Source organism: Streptomyces sp. NPDC093544 (assembly GCF_040683495.1).
GTDB lineage: Bacteria > Actinomycetota > Actinomycetes > Streptomycetales > Streptomycetaceae > Streptomyces.
This window is the reverse complement of record NZ_JBFBEA010000019.1, coordinates 83,350-97,512: the sequence shown is the minus strand read 5'-3', so window position 1 is coordinate 97,512 and position 14,163 is coordinate 83,350. Positions and strand designations below refer to the sequence as shown.

General features: G+C 70.0%; 9 protein-coding genes and 1 pseudogene. 2 read left to right on the top strand and 8 right to left on the bottom strand.

Going from position 1 to position 14,163, the window contains the following annotated elements; all coding sequences use genetic code 11:
- Positions 1 to 158: 158 nt before the first annotated feature.
- From AB0N66_RS27800 to AB0N66_RS27790, 3 genes are all read right to left on the bottom strand, one after another.
- Complete coding sequence (locus AB0N66_RS27800; protein WP_365440007.1) at positions 159 to 2,624, bottom strand: SpoIIE family protein phosphatase; 2,466 nt, start codon at positions 2,622 to 2,624, stop codon at positions 159 to 161.
- 169 nt (positions 2,625 to 2,793) lie between these two features.
- The gene (locus tag AB0N66_RS27795) at positions 2,794 to 5,181 is read right to left on the bottom strand and encodes an MFS transporter (protein WP_365440005.1); all 2,388 of its coding nucleotides are present in this window, start codon (positions 5,179 to 5,181) and stop codon (positions 2,794 to 2,796) included.
- Between the two features lie 181 nt (positions 5,182 to 5,362).
- A complete protein-coding gene (locus AB0N66_RS27790; protein WP_365440003.1) occupies positions 5,363 to 5,806 on the bottom strand; it encodes an SRPBCC family protein in 444 nt (147 codons plus the stop codon).
- 172 nt (positions 5,807 to 5,978) lie between these two features.
- On the opposite strand from AB0N66_RS27790, the pseudogene AB0N66_RS27785 reads away from it, so the two are divergent.
- Both AB0N66_RS27785 and AB0N66_RS27780 read left to right on the top strand, forming a co-directional pair.
- Positions 5,979 to 6,122: pseudogene (locus AB0N66_RS27785) on the top strand (radical SAM protein); the annotation flags it as partial.
- Positions 6,123 to 6,449: 327 nt separating this feature from the next.
- Entirely contained in the window at positions 6,450 to 7,190 is a 741-nt protein-coding gene (locus AB0N66_RS27780; RefSeq protein ID WP_365440001.1) for a tyrosine-type recombinase/integrase, read from the top strand.
- A gap of 249 nt (positions 7,191 to 7,439) precedes the next feature.
- Here the strand turns inward: AB0N66_RS27780 and AB0N66_RS27775 are convergent, their stop codons facing one another.
- Genes AB0N66_RS27775 through AB0N66_RS27755 form a run of 5 tightly spaced genes read right to left on the bottom strand, consistent with a single transcriptional unit; the run spans position 7,440 to position 13,726 of the window.
- Complete coding sequence (locus AB0N66_RS27775) at positions 7,440 to 8,612, bottom strand: acyl-CoA dehydrogenase family protein (RefSeq protein WP_365440000.1); 1,173 nt, start codon at positions 8,610 to 8,612, stop codon at positions 7,440 to 7,442.
- Between the two features lie 29 nt (positions 8,613 to 8,641).
- A complete protein-coding gene (locus AB0N66_RS27770; RefSeq protein WP_365439998.1) occupies positions 8,642 to 9,694 on the bottom strand; it encodes an LLM class F420-dependent oxidoreductase in 1,053 nt (350 codons plus the stop codon).
- Entirely contained in the window at positions 9,691 to 10,908 is a 1,218-nt protein-coding gene (locus tag AB0N66_RS27765) for a CaiB/BaiF CoA-transferase family protein (protein WP_365439996.1), read from the bottom strand. The genes AB0N66_RS27770 and AB0N66_RS27765 overlap by 4 nt, the downstream gene beginning before the upstream one ends.
- Positions 10,905 to 12,539, bottom strand: a complete 1,635-nt coding sequence (locus tag AB0N66_RS27760; protein WP_365439994.1) for a long-chain fatty acid--CoA ligase — start codon at positions 12,537 to 12,539, stop codon at positions 10,905 to 10,907. Before AB0N66_RS27760 ends, AB0N66_RS27765 begins: the two co-directional genes overlap by 4 nt.
- A complete protein-coding gene (locus AB0N66_RS27755) occupies positions 12,536 to 13,726 on the bottom strand; it encodes an acyl-CoA dehydrogenase family protein (protein ID WP_365439992.1) in 1,191 nt (396 codons plus the stop codon). Before AB0N66_RS27755 ends, AB0N66_RS27760 begins: the two co-directional genes overlap by 4 nt.
- Positions 13,727 to 14,163 lie beyond the last annotated feature (437 nt).

The following is a 14,163-nucleotide window of genomic DNA, read 5'->3' as shown; positions in this document are numbered from 1 at the left end:
GGTTACGACGCCGACCGTCAAGAAGACGGAGCCAGATCGGTCTATCGCGCCCTGGTTACAGCCACAAGCGCATAGCGCATTCCTTCACGCTCACTCGACATGCGCACGCCGGTGGGCGCCCCGCGGACCGCCCCGCACGCCCCGAACTTATCGGGCGGCTAACGACCTCGCGGCAGCGTCAGTTCGAACCACACGGTCTTGCCGGCGCTCGTACGGCTCGTCCCCCACTCGCGGGCCAGCGTACTGACGACACGCAGGCCACGCCCGAACTCGTCGTCGGGACCGGCGCTGAGCAGGGTCGGCAGCGTGTGGTCGTCGTCGTCCACCTCGCACAGCAGTGTCTCGCCGCGCACCAGGCGCAGCTGGATGTGGCGGCTGTGGGCGTGCCGTACGGCATTGGTGACCAGCTCGCCGGCCATCAGCTCGGCCGGGTCGGCGAGCGCGGCCAGCCCCCACACGTGGAGCTGCTCGCGGACCACGGCGCGTGCCCGTCCCGCCTCGATCGGGTCGAGCGCGAGCCGCCATTCGGCGACGTCCTCGGGTTCGATGCCGTTGAGGCGGGCCATCAGCAGCGCCACGTCGTCCTTGCGGCCGCCGCGGGTGTTGAGCGCGCGGATGATGGTGTCGCAGGCGTCGTCCATGGACGCGGCCGGGTGGGCGGCGGACTCGCAGAGCGTGGCGAGGCCGACACCGATGTCCTCGCCGCGTACCTCGACCAGTCCGTCGGTGCACATCACGAGTCGGTCGCCGGGCTCCACGCGCACGCGTACCGCCTCGAAGGGCACCCCGCCGACTCCGATGGGCGCGCCCGTCGGCAGGTCGAGCAGGTCGCTGCGGCCGTCCGCGGCGCGCACGATGACGGGTGGGATGTGGCCGGCGTTGCCCATGTGCAGTTCGCCGGCGATGGGGTCGTACACGGCGTACAGGCAGGTCGCGAGGTAGTTGTCGCCGAGCCGCTGGGCGAGGTCGTCGAGGTTGCGCAGGAGCTGGGCGGGCGGCAGATCGAGCGCGGCCATGGTCTGGACGGCGGTGCGCAACTGGCCCATCATCGCGGCGGAGTTGAGGCCGTGCCCCATCACGTCGCCGACGACCAGGGCGGTCCGCGAGCCGGGCAGTTTCACGGAGTCGAACCAGTCGCCGCCGACCCGGCCGAGCAGGGTGCCGGGCAGATAGCGGGTGGCGATGTCGCAGCCGGCCATGCGGGGCGCGATGTGCGGCAGCATGCTGTCCTGGAGGGTCTCCGCGACACTCTCCTGGTACGTGTACATGCGCGCGTTGTCGAGTACGAGCCCTGCGCGGGCGGCCAGTTCGGCGCCGGTCACGCGGTCCATGTCGTTGAACTCGACCCGCTCGGGGTGGCGCAGCAGGATCATGAAGCCGAGCACCACATTGCGGGCCTTCAGGGGGACGACCAGCATGGAGCGGTGGGTGATGAGCGGCCTGATGTCGCGCTTCTCGAACTGCGCGGCGATCATGTGTCCCATCTGCTCGCTGATGCGCGGCACGAGGACGGGCTCGCCGGTGGTCATGCACTGGAAGAACGGTGTGTGCGCCGGGAAGGGCATGGCCTCGCCGACCGGCACGACGTCGTCCCAGCGCCCCGGCTCGTCCGTGTGCTCCAGCGCGACGCGGTGCCACATGGTGGTCGTGTCGGGCACACCTTCATTGAACCCCTCGCCGGCGACGACCTGTTCGCGCAGGTAGGTGCCCGCCACATCGGTGAAGCGCGGCACCACGGCACGGCTGACCTCAAGGATGGTCTGCGCCAGGTCGAGCGAGGTGCCGATGCGTCCGCTGACCTCGTTGAGGAACTCCAGGCGCTCGCGTACGGCGACGTATTCGAGGTCCTCGCGCTCGTCCTGGACGTCGATCGGCAGGGGTTCGCCCGTGGCCACCGCCCTGGCCGCCCGCTCGCGGCGCGCCTTGCGCTCGGCGCGCCGGGGCACGCCCCAGTCCGGGGTGACGGGCACCCGGTCGTTCTGGCTGAACTCCAGGACGGGATAGCCCAGTTCGAGGACCTGCGCGACGATCCGGGCGCCCTCGCCCACACTCATGCTGGGCAGGATCTCGGGCAGTCCGCGGGCCAGCTCCCCGGCACCGGGGAAGTCGGTGTGCAGGGCGAAGCCGGGCGCGATGCGCTCGACGGCCGCCTCGACGTCATCGTGGCCCTCGTGGCGCATCGCGCCCGCGTCGGCGGCCAGCACCAGCAGCCGCTCCGGACCGGGGCCCACCAGCGGGTACGCCCACCACAGCACGTCCACCCGGTCGGGTCCGCTCACCGTGAGCCGGGCGCGCCCGGCGGCCGGGTAGGAGAGCCGCCCGTCGAGTGAGGACTCCAGGTCGGGACCGAGTCCGTCGTACGCCGCGTACGCCCCGTAGGGCGCCGTTTCCTCATCGTCGGGCAGTGCGCCGGAGACCGGGAGCAGATCGACCGCGGGGCGGCCCACCGCGTCTTCCTTGGAGGCGCCGAACAGGCGCCTGGCGCCGGTGCTCCAGTGCGAGACCAGGCCGTCACGGTCCACGACCACCACGGCCAGCGGGATGCGGCCGACGGCGGCGTGCTCCACTGCGCCGTCCCCAGCTCCGCGACTGGGAGCTGCGCCCGTTTCGGTGCCACGGTCCATGGCCCAGGCCCTCTCTCCCCACGGTTCCGCAAGATCTGTGCCGCCATCACTACCGTACGGCGGCGACCCGTTGCGATGTGTGGCAACACCGGAATTGAACTCGCGAGTAAGGCCCGGCGCCTCAAGGACTCCGCGGCACTCCGCAGTACTCCTCAGCCCTCCGCAATGACTAGTCCTCGTGCCCCAGTTGCAGGTCGCGTTCCGTCCTGCCACCTCCCGCGACCTGGAGCACGGTGGCCACCGGCGGATAGCCCGCCGCGATGACGGTGTACTCGCCGGAGGACAGGTCGACGAACCGGAACGTTCCGTCAGCGCCGGTGGTGAGCGTGTCCACCACATTGCCGGCGGCGTCCAGGAGCGTCACGCGCGCGTCCTCGACGGGGCGTCCGCCGCCGGCCCGCACGGTGCCGCGCAGCACGGCGCCGCCCGCGAGCTCGACGTCCTGGCGGGTCTCGCGGGCGGCCTGCACGCTGACGGGGAGCGCGGCCGGGCGGAAGGCGGGCGCGCTGGCGGCGAGGGTGTACTCGCCTGCCACCAACTCCGTGATGACATAGCCCCCTTCGCGTCCGCTGCGGGTGGTGGAGACCACCTCACCGTGGACGTTGGTGAGCGTGACGATGGCCTCGCGCACCGGGGTGCCGTCCGCGGTCAGCACGCTTCCGGCGAGGCGTCCCGCTCCGCCGAGCACGACGTCGAGCTCCACGGGGCGTTCGCCGACGGTCACCGAGACGGCCTGCGGCTGGTGGCCTCCCGCCGCGGCGATCAGGACGTACGACCCCGATCCCGGCGTGGACAGCGCGTACCGCCCGTCCTCGCCGCTGGCGCCCCGTCCGATCTGCTGTCCCGCGATGTCGATGAGGGTGAGGGCGGCGCGCGGCACGACGGTGCCGTCGGGGTGCTGGACCGTGCCGCAGACGGGGATCCCGGCGGCGTACGAGGTGCGGGCCTGCGGGATCTGGGTGAGCGGTGCGGACTCGGCGTCGGTGGTGGGGGCGTTGTAGGACACCAGCGGTTTCTCCTTGAGGAAGAAGGCGATGAGCAGGCCGAGGACGAGCACCGGCACGAGGTAGAGGAAGATCCGCGGCATGGCTTCCGCGTACGCCCCGACGTAGGTGTCGCGCAGGGCGGCCGGCATCGCGTGCACGAGCTGCGGGGTGAGTGACTCGGAGTCCGGGGCTCCGGTGCCCCCGCGCGCGGGGAGGCGGTCGGCGAGTTCGTCGGCGAGCCTGTTGGCGAAGAGTGTGCCGAAGATGGCGGCTCCGACGCTGCCGCCGATCTGCCGGAAGTAGTTGTTGGCGCTGGTCGCGGTGCCGAGGTCGGCCGGGCGCGCGGAGTTCTGTACGGCGAGGACGAGCACCGGCATCACCATGCCGATTCCCGCGCCCAGCACCGCCATCCAGATGCTGTAGTGCAGCCTCGGTGTGTCGACTTCGAGCCGGGACAGCAGCCACATGCCGACGACCGACAGGGCACCGCCGAGGATCGGATAGACCTTGTAGCGCCCGGTCTTGCTGATGAGCTGCCCGGAGATGACCGACGCGCCGACGATGCCGCCCATCATGGGGAGCATCAGGAGCCCGGACTCGGTCGCCGAGGCCCCGTCCACCATCTGCAGGAACGTCGGCAGATAGCTGGCCGCGCCGAACAGCGCGACGCCGACCACCAGGCCGACCAGCGCGGTGATGTTGAAGACGCTGTCCCTGAACAGCCGCAAGGGGATGATGGGTTCGGCCGCGAAGTGCTCGGCGACGAGGAAGAGGACCGTCGCTGCGAGCGCGCCCGCGCCGAGCCCCAGGATGACCCGCGAGCCCCACGCGTACTCGGTGCCGCCCCAACTGGTCAGCAGGACCAGGCAGGTCGACGCGGCGGCGAGCAGCAGCGCGCCCAGCACGTCGAGGCGCGCTCTGGTGCGGGGCTTGGGCAGTTTCAGTACGACGGTGACCACGGCCAGGGTGAGCAGGCCGAAGGGCACGTTGATGTAGAAGCACCACCTCCAGGTGAGGTGGTCCGTGAAATAGCCGCCGAGGAGCGGGCCTGCGACGGAGGCGAGGCCGAAGGCGGCGCCGATCAGGCCCATGAAGCGGCCGCGTTCACGCGGCGGCACGATGTCCGCGATGATCGCCTGCACGCCGATCATGAGGCCGCCCGCGCCGACGCCCTGGAGCGCGCGGAAGGCGATCAACTGGTCCATGGTGCGTGACCAGCCGGCGAGCGCGGAGCCGATCACGAAGACGACGATCGCGAACTGGAAGACGCCCTTGCGGCCGAAGAGGTCGCCGAGCTTGCCGTAGACGGGGAGTCCGACGGTGGAGGTGAGCAGATAGGCGGTGATCGCCCAGGACATCTTGTCCAGGCCGTGCAGCTCACCGACGATCTTCGGGAGCGCGGTGGCCACGATCATCTGCTCCAGCGCCGCGAGCAGCAGCGCGAGCATGAGCCCGACGAAGACCAACCGGATCTGGCGCGGCCCCAGTTGGGCGGGCTCGACGGCCGGTGGCGTGCGGTCCTGCGGGGGTGCGGCAGCCGGTTCGTCCTTCACCAGAGTGATCCCGCCCACGTACCGCTCCCTCGTCGCGCCTACCCGCACAATTCCCGCTTACGCGACAACTGCTGGCAAGCGCGACGAGTTACGGCGTAACGCCCCGCGACGAAGAGATCCACTCGAACCGGTGAGGACTACAACGCGCCCTGGAGATCTGCCTCTTGGGCCGCGCACCCCGTGAAGTCGCCTTTGAGGGCTACTTCTCCACCTCGGCGGCGAGCTTGGCGAGCACCAGTTCGTAGATCCGACCGAGGCCCTTGGGCGCGAAGGTCTTCTCGAAGAAACCGCCGATTCCGCCCGCGCCGTTCCAGACGGTGGTGACGACGACGCGCGACTTGCCCTCGCCGGCGGGGGTGACGCGCCAGGTGGTGACCATCGAGGAGTTGCGGTCCTTCTCGACGAGCTCGCCGTCGGTGGGCTCGCTCACCTCGAGCAGGCAGTCACGGACGCGCTTGCTGGTGGCCTGGAGCTTCCAGTGGACGAGGGTGCCCTCGCCGTCGCCGCCCTCGCGCACCTCGTACTCGCTGAAGTGCTCGGGCAGCAGCTTCGCGCGCGTGCCGGTGTAGTCGGCCAGAGCGTCGAACACCGCCTCCGCGTCCGCCGCGATGACCCGTTCAGTCGTGGCCTCGACCTGCGCCATTGCACTTCCTCCAGCACTTGGTTTCTCGGGGTGTGCGGCCAGCCAACCACCCCCCGGCCGGGCCACCCAAATCGGGGTCCCCGTAGGGCGCCGCCAGGGTCGCCGAATACCAGGTCGCACGATCAAGGGAACATGTGTTCTATTCTGTGGTCAGTGCTACCGAGGAGGCCTCATGCGCTGGGAGAACCTCACAGGGGACCCCACAGGGAATCCCGCCAGGGACGCCGCGCTGTTCGGCGCGGACGCGGTGATCACCCGTACCTTCGACACCCCGGAGTTCCGGGGCATCACCTTCCATGAGATCCGGGCCAAGTCGAGGCGGAGAGGACGGCCTACGCCGTGCTGCTGCACGGACCGGCCGCGCGCTCAGGCGGCGCGCCCGACCACTGCACGCCTTGCCCCCACCGATCACCGATTCGGAGCAGCTCACCCACCTCGACATACGCCGACGTGACCACCTCGGCAGCACCCTCCACGAGTACCGACATACGGCCTGAACTGCACGGACGGAGCTCTCGGCAAGGGCACCGTCCGCACAACCCGCCTCGGGTCAGCCACGGGGCGAAGACTCAGCAGCGAAGTCAGCGAGCCCCCGCGTACAGTCGTCGCGATTTTCAAAACCTGGCGCATTCTCATGCACTACATGCTGGATGAAGACGTTCCGCTGCCCGCAAACATCGTGGCCCGCGTCGAGCTTCCCGAGATCGAAGACGGCCATGAAGTCGCCCTGACTCCCGAGCAGGTGGCCTTGGCCGCCGCTGCCATGCGGAAGATCGAGCCGCGCTTTGAAGTCCTGGTGTGGCTTGGCGCGTGCGCAGGGCTGCGCACCGGCGAAGCTCTGGGACTGACACGAGCACGTGTCGGCTGGCGGGAGAATCGCCTCTACGTCCAGGAGCAGCGGCAGCAGGGTAAAGCCGCGCCACTCAAAACAAAGTCCAGTTACGCGACGTTGCCCGTGGATCATTTCCTGATCGAGCGGCTGACGGCGCACGTGACCTGCTTCGCCGGGCCAGAGCCGCTCTCCCGGGACACCGCGCGCAAACGTCGGTCTCGCGGCCATGTGGAACCAGCAGACGAGAATCTCATCGTGCCGAACCGTTACGGACGGCCCGTTCAGCGCAGCGACTTCAATCGGAAATGGGGGAAGGTCATCGTCCTGGCAGGTCTCCCTGAAGGCACCCATTTCCACCACCGCAAGCGCTTCTACACCTCCACGCTCGGCACTTCGGGTAAGCATGATCCCAAGACCGTGCAAGTCCTCTCACGGCACGCCAGGTTTTCCGAAACGTTGGACACCTACGCCCTTCCACCACTGGCTGCAGAGGGTTTGGTAGTCACGGTGTTCGGCGATGCATTCCGCACATCGCCGCCGTTGCCCCTCTGATATCACCGTCACCCATGTACGCGCGAAGGACTTCGAGACCACGGTGCCGACAATCCTGACGCTGCTGGCCACTGTCGCAGGAGTTGGCCGATGCTGGGGGCGGCGAAGGCGCGGTCGAGGGCGAAGCTGGGACCTGGACCGTGTCCCAGGGGAACTCGTAGGCCGTGGAGATGGGGGGATCTCCTCGTAGTCCCGCCCGGGGTCGAGCTGTTCGGCGTGCGCGGGGCCGGTGGTTGCGCCTGAGCCGCATCAAAGCTCTGCCTTCGGGGTCGCCGTGGCAGCGAGGTCGCGGCCGATGATCTCCTTCATGATCTCGGTGGTCCCGCCGTAGATGGTCTGGATCCGGGCGTCGAGATAGGCCCGCCCGATGGCGTACTCCGCGGTGTAGCCGTAGCCCCCGTGGAGCTGGAGGCAGCGGTCGACGGTCTTCGTCTGGAGTTCGGTGGCCCACCACTTGGCCTTCGCCGCGTCCACGGCGGTCAGTGTGCCGTCGTTGAGAGCCTCGATGGCGCGGTCCAGGTAGACGCGGGTGATGTCGGACTCGGTGGACAGTTCGGCCAGCAGGAAGCGGCTGTGCTGGAAGTCGGCGACCGGCTTGCCGAAGGCGGTTCGCCCGGTGCAGTAGTCGAGCGTCTGCTCAAGTGCCGTCTCGGTGACGCATTGCGCCCACACCGCGATCGACATCCGCTCGCGCGGCAGCCGCTCCATAAGGTGCATGAAACCGCGTCCCTCGCTGCCGAGGAGGTTGGCGGCCGGGACGCGTACGGAGTCAAAGAACAGCTCGGCGGTGTCCTGCGCGTGCAGTCCGATCTTGTCGAGCTTGCGGCCGCGGGTGAAGCCGGGCATGTCGCGCTCGACGACGAACAGGCTCATGCCGCGGGCACCGGCTGTCGGGTCGGTCCGGGCCAGAACGATGACGAGGTCGGCCTGGATGCCGTTGCTGATGAAGGTCTTGGCACCGTCGAGTACCCATACGTTGCCGTCCCGGATGGCCGTGGTGCGAATGCCCTGTAGATCGCTGCCGGCGCCCGGCTCGGTCATCGCGATGGCCGTGATCGTCTCTCCCGCGCACATCCCGGGCACCCAGCGCCGCTTCTGCTCCTCGGTGCCGAGGTCAAGGAAGTACGGCAGCACGATGTCGTCCTGGACACTGAACCCGGACTCCAGCGACGCGGCGCCGGCCTTGGCGAACTCCTCCATCACCACGGTGCGGTAGCGGAAGTCGGCCTGTCCGCCACCGCCGTACTCCTCGGGCGCGGCGAGGCCCAACAGCCCCTGCTTCGCGGCGGCGCGCCACACCCCCCGGTCGATGAGGCGCTCCGCTTCCCAGCGTTGCTGGTGCGGGACGACCTCGCGGACGACGAACTCCCGTACTACGTCCCGGAAGTCCTCGTGGTCCTGGTCGTAGAGCGTGCGCTGCACGTGGTGCTCCTTGTGGTGGTGCGGCCTGGTTATGTGGCGAGACCGGAGCGATCCAGCGCCTCGGTGACGGTGGCCAGCGTGGCGGCGCGCTCTGTGTACGTGTCGCCGTAGGGAATGACGGACAGCGTGGTCACACCGCCGGCGGCGAAGGCGGCGAGGCGGTCGGCGATCCGGTCGACGGGGCCGAGCAGGCTGGTCTCGTCGAGGAGCCCGAACGGCACCGCGGCGGCGGCGCCCATGGCGTCGCCGGACAGATACAGGTCCTGGACGGCCTGCGCCTCCTTCTCGTAACCCATGTTGCGCGCCTGGGCGTTGTAGAAGTTCTTCTCCCGGCTGCCCATCCCGCCGACGTAGAGCGCCGCGTTGTCCCGTACGCGGTCGGCGCAGGCGTCCAGGTCGTGGCCGACCGACACCGGCACACTGGCGACGATGTCGAAGTCGTCGAGGCCGCGTTCCCCGCGTCCTTCCCTGAGCTGCGCGAGGTTCTCGTCCGCATGGGACGGGGCGTGGAACAGGGCGAGCCAGCCGTCCGCGATCTCTCCGGCGAGGCGGATGTTGCGCGGGCCGACGGCCGCGAGATAGACGGGGATCTCGTCCCGCACCGGGTGGATGATCAGCTGGAGCGGTTTGCCGGGGCGGCCGTCCGGTCCGGGCAGTGGCAGCGGGTAGTGGTCGCCGTCGTGGCGGACCCGTTCGCGGCGGAGGACGGAGCGTACGACGTCGATGTACTCGCGGGTGCGGGCCAGCGGCCGGCTGAACTCGACGCCGTGCCAGCCGGCGGACACCTGCGGCCCTGACACACCGAGCCCCAGGTGGAGCCGGCCCTCGGACAGAGTGTCCAGCGTCGCGGCCGTCATACCGGTCATCGCCGGGGTGCGGGCCGGGATCTGCATCACCGCCGAGCCGAGGCCGATACGGGTGGTGCGGCCTGCGAGCCAGGAGAGCACGGTGACCGCGTCCGAGCCGTAGGCCTCCGAGGCCCACACCACCGAGTAGCCCAGGCGCTCCGCCTCCACGGCCAGCCGCAGCATGTCGGTGCCGCCGTCGCGGCCCCAGTGACCCATGCTCAGACCGAGCCTCATCGGCTCTCTCCGGTGCGCGGGTGCTGGACAACCGCCGCCGACGCGAGCAGGCGGTCGGCCTCCGGTGTGTCGACGCCCCAGTCGGCGAGGGCAGTACGGGTGTCGCGCCCCGGCACGGGCGGCGGCCCCTGCACGGCGCCCGGAGTCCGGTCGAAGCGCGGCGCCGGTCCGGGCTGGCGTACGCCACCCGACTCCACGAAGACCGAACGTGCCGCGTTGTGCGGGTGGTTGTGGGCCTCCCATGGGGTGAGTACCGGGGTCACACAGGCGTCGGTGTGCACGAAGTGGTCGGCCCATTCGTCGCGGGTGCGTTCCTTGAAGGCGGCGGCCAGCCGCTGCCGCAGTTCGGGCCAGCGTTCACGCTCGTACTGCCCGGGCAGGTCGGAGTCCTGGTCCAGCCCGAGTCCGGTGAGGAGTTGGGCGTAGAACCTCTCTTCCAGCGGGCCGACCGCCACGTACCCGCCGTCGGCGGTCTCGTACGTCGTGTAGAAGGGCGCCCCGCCGTCGAGGAGGTTCTCGCCCCGCTCGCCCGGCCACGCGCCTGCCGCGCGGAGTCCGTGCAGCGCTGTGGTGAGCAGAGCGGCTCCGTCCACCATGGCCGCGTCGACGACCTGGCCCCGGCCCGAGCGCTCCCGCTCGTACAGCGCGGCGAGGACGCCGACCGCCAGCAGCATGCCGCCGCCGCCGAAGTCCCCGACGAGGTTCACCGGCGGCACGGGGGGTCGGTCGGCCGGACCCATGAGGCCCAACGCACCGGCGACCGCGATGTAGTTGATGTCGTGCCCGGCGCGGGGAGCGAGTGGTCCGGTCTGCCCCCATCCGGTCATCCGGGCATAGATCAGGCGGGAGTTGACGGCCCGACAGTCGTCCGGGCCGATGCCGAGGCGCTCGGCGACCCCAGGGCGGAAACCCTCGACCAGTACGTCGGCGCGAGCCGCGAGGCGTTTGACCAGAGCGATGCCCTCCGGATGCTTCAGGTCGACGGCAAGGGAACGCCGTCCCCGGGCCAGCGGGTCGGTGGAGCGGTACGTCTCCGGGTCGACGTCCGAGGCACGGTCGACGCGCAGCACCTCCGCCCCCAGGTCGGCCAGCAGAGTGCACGCGAAGGGAGCCGGAGCCATGCTGGCGATCTCCAGGACGCGCAGGCCCACGAGCGGTCCGGTCGCGCTCCGGGTCGTGTCCGGGGCTCGGCTGAGGTCACTGCCGCGGCTCATGTGTTCGCTCCGCCGTTCTCGATCCGCATCTCGCCGTCGTGGTACATCCGCCGTACGGCCCGCTTGTCGTACTTGCCGACGCTGGTCTTGGGGACGGCATCCACGAACGTCCATCGTTCCGGGATCCACCAGTGGGCGACCCGCCCCTCCAGGAACTCCCGCAGCTCGGTCGGGGTGACGGCGGTGCCTTCGGCGAGGGCGACGCAGGCCAGCGGGCGTTCGTCCCACTTGGGGTCGGGGACGCCGACGACGGTGGCCTCGATGACGGCCGGGTGAGCGGCGATGGCGTTCTCCAGTTCGACGGTGGAGATCCACTCGCCGCCGCTCTTGATGCCGTCCTTGAGCCGGTCGCGTACGACGATCCAGCCGCCGGGCTCGATGGTGCCGAGGTCCCCGGTACGCAGCCAGCCGTCGTCGAACTTGTCGGCTGTGTTCTCGCTGTGCAGGTAGGAGCCGGTCACCCAGGGGCCGCGCAGCTGGAGTTCGCCGAGGGACCGGCCGTCCCAGGGCTGCTCGGTTCCGTCCATGCCCACGAGCCGTACCCGCACGAGGGGCATCAGGCGGCCGCTCTTGACCAGCCAGTCGACTTCCTCGTCCGGGGCGGTGTCGCGCGGCGGCGCCGACCAGCTGGCGAGCGGGCTGGTCTCGGTCATGCCCCAGCCCTGTGTCAGCCCCACCCCGTACCTGTCTTTGAACGCGGCGACCAGGGCGCGCGAGGGGCTGGAGCCGCCGCAGCCGGCCAGTCGGACGCTGGAGAGATCGAGTGGGTGGTCCTCGCCGTGGTGCAGCAGCCCATTCCAGAGGGCGGGCACCGCGGCGACGGCGGTGGGCTGTTCCTCGTTGATGATCCGGGCAAGGTCGGGAACAGAGAGATGGCGGCCGTTCATGATCAGATCGGCTCCGGCGAGCCAGGCGGCGTAGGGCCAGCCCCATGCGTTGGCGTGGAACATCGGCACGATCGGCAAGGCCCTGTCGCGATCGCTCATCGCGAAACCGCTGCCACTGGAGATGCCCAGGGTGTGGAGCACGATCGAGCGGTGGCTGTAGGCGACACCCTTGGGGTCGCCGGTGGTGCCCGTGGTGTAACAGAGGGCGGCAGCGGAGCGTTCGTCGAGCGTCGGCCAGACGAAACCGGCCTCCTCGGCGGCGAGCAGGCCGTCCCAGCGGTGCACGGTGATGTGGGCAGGCAGCTCGGGCGCCTCGCCGTCGCCGATGATCACGACGTGGCGGACGGTCGCCAGTCGCTCGCGCACCTCACCGAGCAGGCCCAGCAGAGTGCCGTCCACCAGAAGCACTCGGTCCTCGGCGTGCTCGATGATGTAGCCGAGCTGATCCGGGTGCAGGCGCAGGTTCAGGGTGTGCAGTACGGCGCCCATCGACGGCACGGCGAGATAGGCGGCCAGGTGTTCGGCGGTGTTCCACATCAACGTGGCCACGCGGTCGCCGCGCCCGACGCCGAGCCGGGCCAGGGCCGCGGCCAGCTTCTCGGCCCGCTCTCCGGTCTCGGCGAAGGTCCAGTGGCCGCCGCCGTCCTGGGAGCAGCGCACCACCCTGCTGTTCGCGTGCATCTGTTGTCCGTGCCGGAGCAGGTCGCTGACCTGGAGTTCCTGGTCCATCATCGTGCTTTTCATCGGCCGGCTCCCTGGATGGTGCGCAGTGCCCGGCGGGCGATCGACCAGCGGTGGGTCTCGGAGGGGCCGTCGTAAATACGGAAGGGCCGCACCTCGCGCAGATACGCGGACAGCGGCAGGTCCCCGGAGATCCCGAGCGCGCCGCACACCTGGATCGCGCGGTCGACGATCCGGCCGACGGCCTCGGAGGTGAAGGTCTTGGTCACCGATGACTCGTGCTTGCCGGAGCGCCCCTGATCGAGGGTCCAGGCCGCCTCGCGTATCAGCGCGCGGGAGGCGGCGAGGTCGATCTCGTTGTCCGCCAACTGCTGTTGCACCATGCCGAGTTCGCCGAGGCGGCTACCGAAGGCGGTGCGCTCGGCGGCGTACCCGAGGGCAAGATCGTGGGCGCGGCGGGCAAGGCCCAGCCAGCGCATGCAATGCGTGAGCCGGGCCGGGGCGAGCCGCACCTGCGCGTAGGCGAAGCCCTTGCCGACCTCGCCGAGCACGGCCTCGTCGCCGACCTCGCAGCCGTCCAGCTCCACCTCGGCGTGCCCTCCGGTGAAGCCCTGGTCCAGGCTGGGTACGTGCCGGACGATCCTGAAGCCCGGGATGTCTGCCGGCACCAGGAACATGGTCGCCTCCAGCCCGGTGCCGGTGCTGGTGCGGGCCATCACGATGGCGAAAGCGGCTCCGTCGGCTCCGGTGATGAACCACTTGCGGCCGTCCAGCACCCATCCACCGTCCACCCGGCGGGCGACGGTCGCGAGCTGGGACGGGTCGGAGCCGGCGCCGGGAGAGGGCTCAGTCATGGCGAAGCAGGAGCGTACGTCTCCGGCTGCGAGCGGCTCCAGGAAATGGTCGCGCTGAGCGGTGCCGGCGACCTTCTCCAGTAGCAGCATGTTGCCCTCGTCGGGCGCCGCGCAGTGCAGGGCGAGCGGGCCGAGCAGGCTGTATCCGGCTTTCTCCAGGACCACGGACTGCCCGCGCAGGTCGAGACCGAGACCGCCCAGGTCCTTCGGCACGGTCGGCGCGAAGACCCCGGCGTCGCGGGCTGCCTGCTGAAGAGTGCGACGCAGGGCGTCGTCGGGTGTCCCTGGTCCCTGGAGCAGATCTGCCTCGGCGGGGAGCACGGTCGCCCGGACGAATTCGGCGGTGCGGTCGCGGAGCTCGGCGAGTTCGGGCTCAAGGGTGAAATCGATCGCCATACGATCCTCACGGCTCTGGAGGGGCGACTACTTAACGTTCGCTAGAAACGTAGGAGCCGACTTCTCGGCAAGTCAATACCTCACCGTGGGATTCTTCGTCGAGTCCGGCGGCCCAACGTCCCATTAGCCACTGTTTGCGAAGGTCACATCGGGCTGTCCAACGCGCCTCTGTATCCCTGCCAACTTCTCTATCGATCGTTAAGTAGAGAGCTCGCGTAGCAGCCACTGGACGGCGGCGCGACTGATCACCACGGCGATGAGAGCGGGCCGGAGCGCCGTCCCGGTCACGCCGGTCTCGATGCGCGAGAAGGCCCGCGCCCAAGCCGACGCCTACCTCGACGAGCCGGTGGACACCGGTCCGGCGGACATGAACCGGTCGTCAAGGTCAGGGAGTCGAGAGGGACTTGAGTCCCGGCAGCATCGCCCGCGCCGCACGA

Bases quoted from the DNA above. Each gene is read 5' to 3' on its own strand.
- AB0N66_RS27800 (WP_365440007.1), bottom strand. From the start codon at position 2,624: ATGGACCGTGGCACCGAAACGGGCGCAGCTCCCAGTCGCGGAGCTGGG.
- AB0N66_RS27790 (WP_365440003.1), bottom strand. From the start codon at position 5,806: ATGGCGCAGGTCGAGGCCACGACTGAACGGGTCATCGCGGCGGACGCG.
- AB0N66_RS27780 (WP_365440001.1), top strand. From the start codon at position 6,450: ATGCTGGATGAAGACGTTCCGCTGCCCGCAAACATCGTGGCCCGCGTC.
- AB0N66_RS27770 (WP_365439998.1), bottom strand. From the start codon at position 9,694: ATGAGGCTCGGTCTGAGCATGGGTCACTGGGGCCGCGACGGCGGCACC.
- AB0N66_RS27765 (WP_365439996.1), bottom strand. From the start codon at position 10,908: ATGAGCCGCGGCAGTGACCTCAGCCGAGCCCCGGACACGACCCGGAGC.
- AB0N66_RS27760 (WP_365439994.1), bottom strand. From the start codon at position 12,539: ATGAAAAGCACGATGATGGACCAGGAACTCCAGGTCAGCGACCTGCTC.
- AB0N66_RS27755 (WP_365439992.1), bottom strand. From the start codon at position 13,726: ATGGCGATCGATTTCACCCTTGAGCCCGAACTCGCCGAGCTCCGCGAC.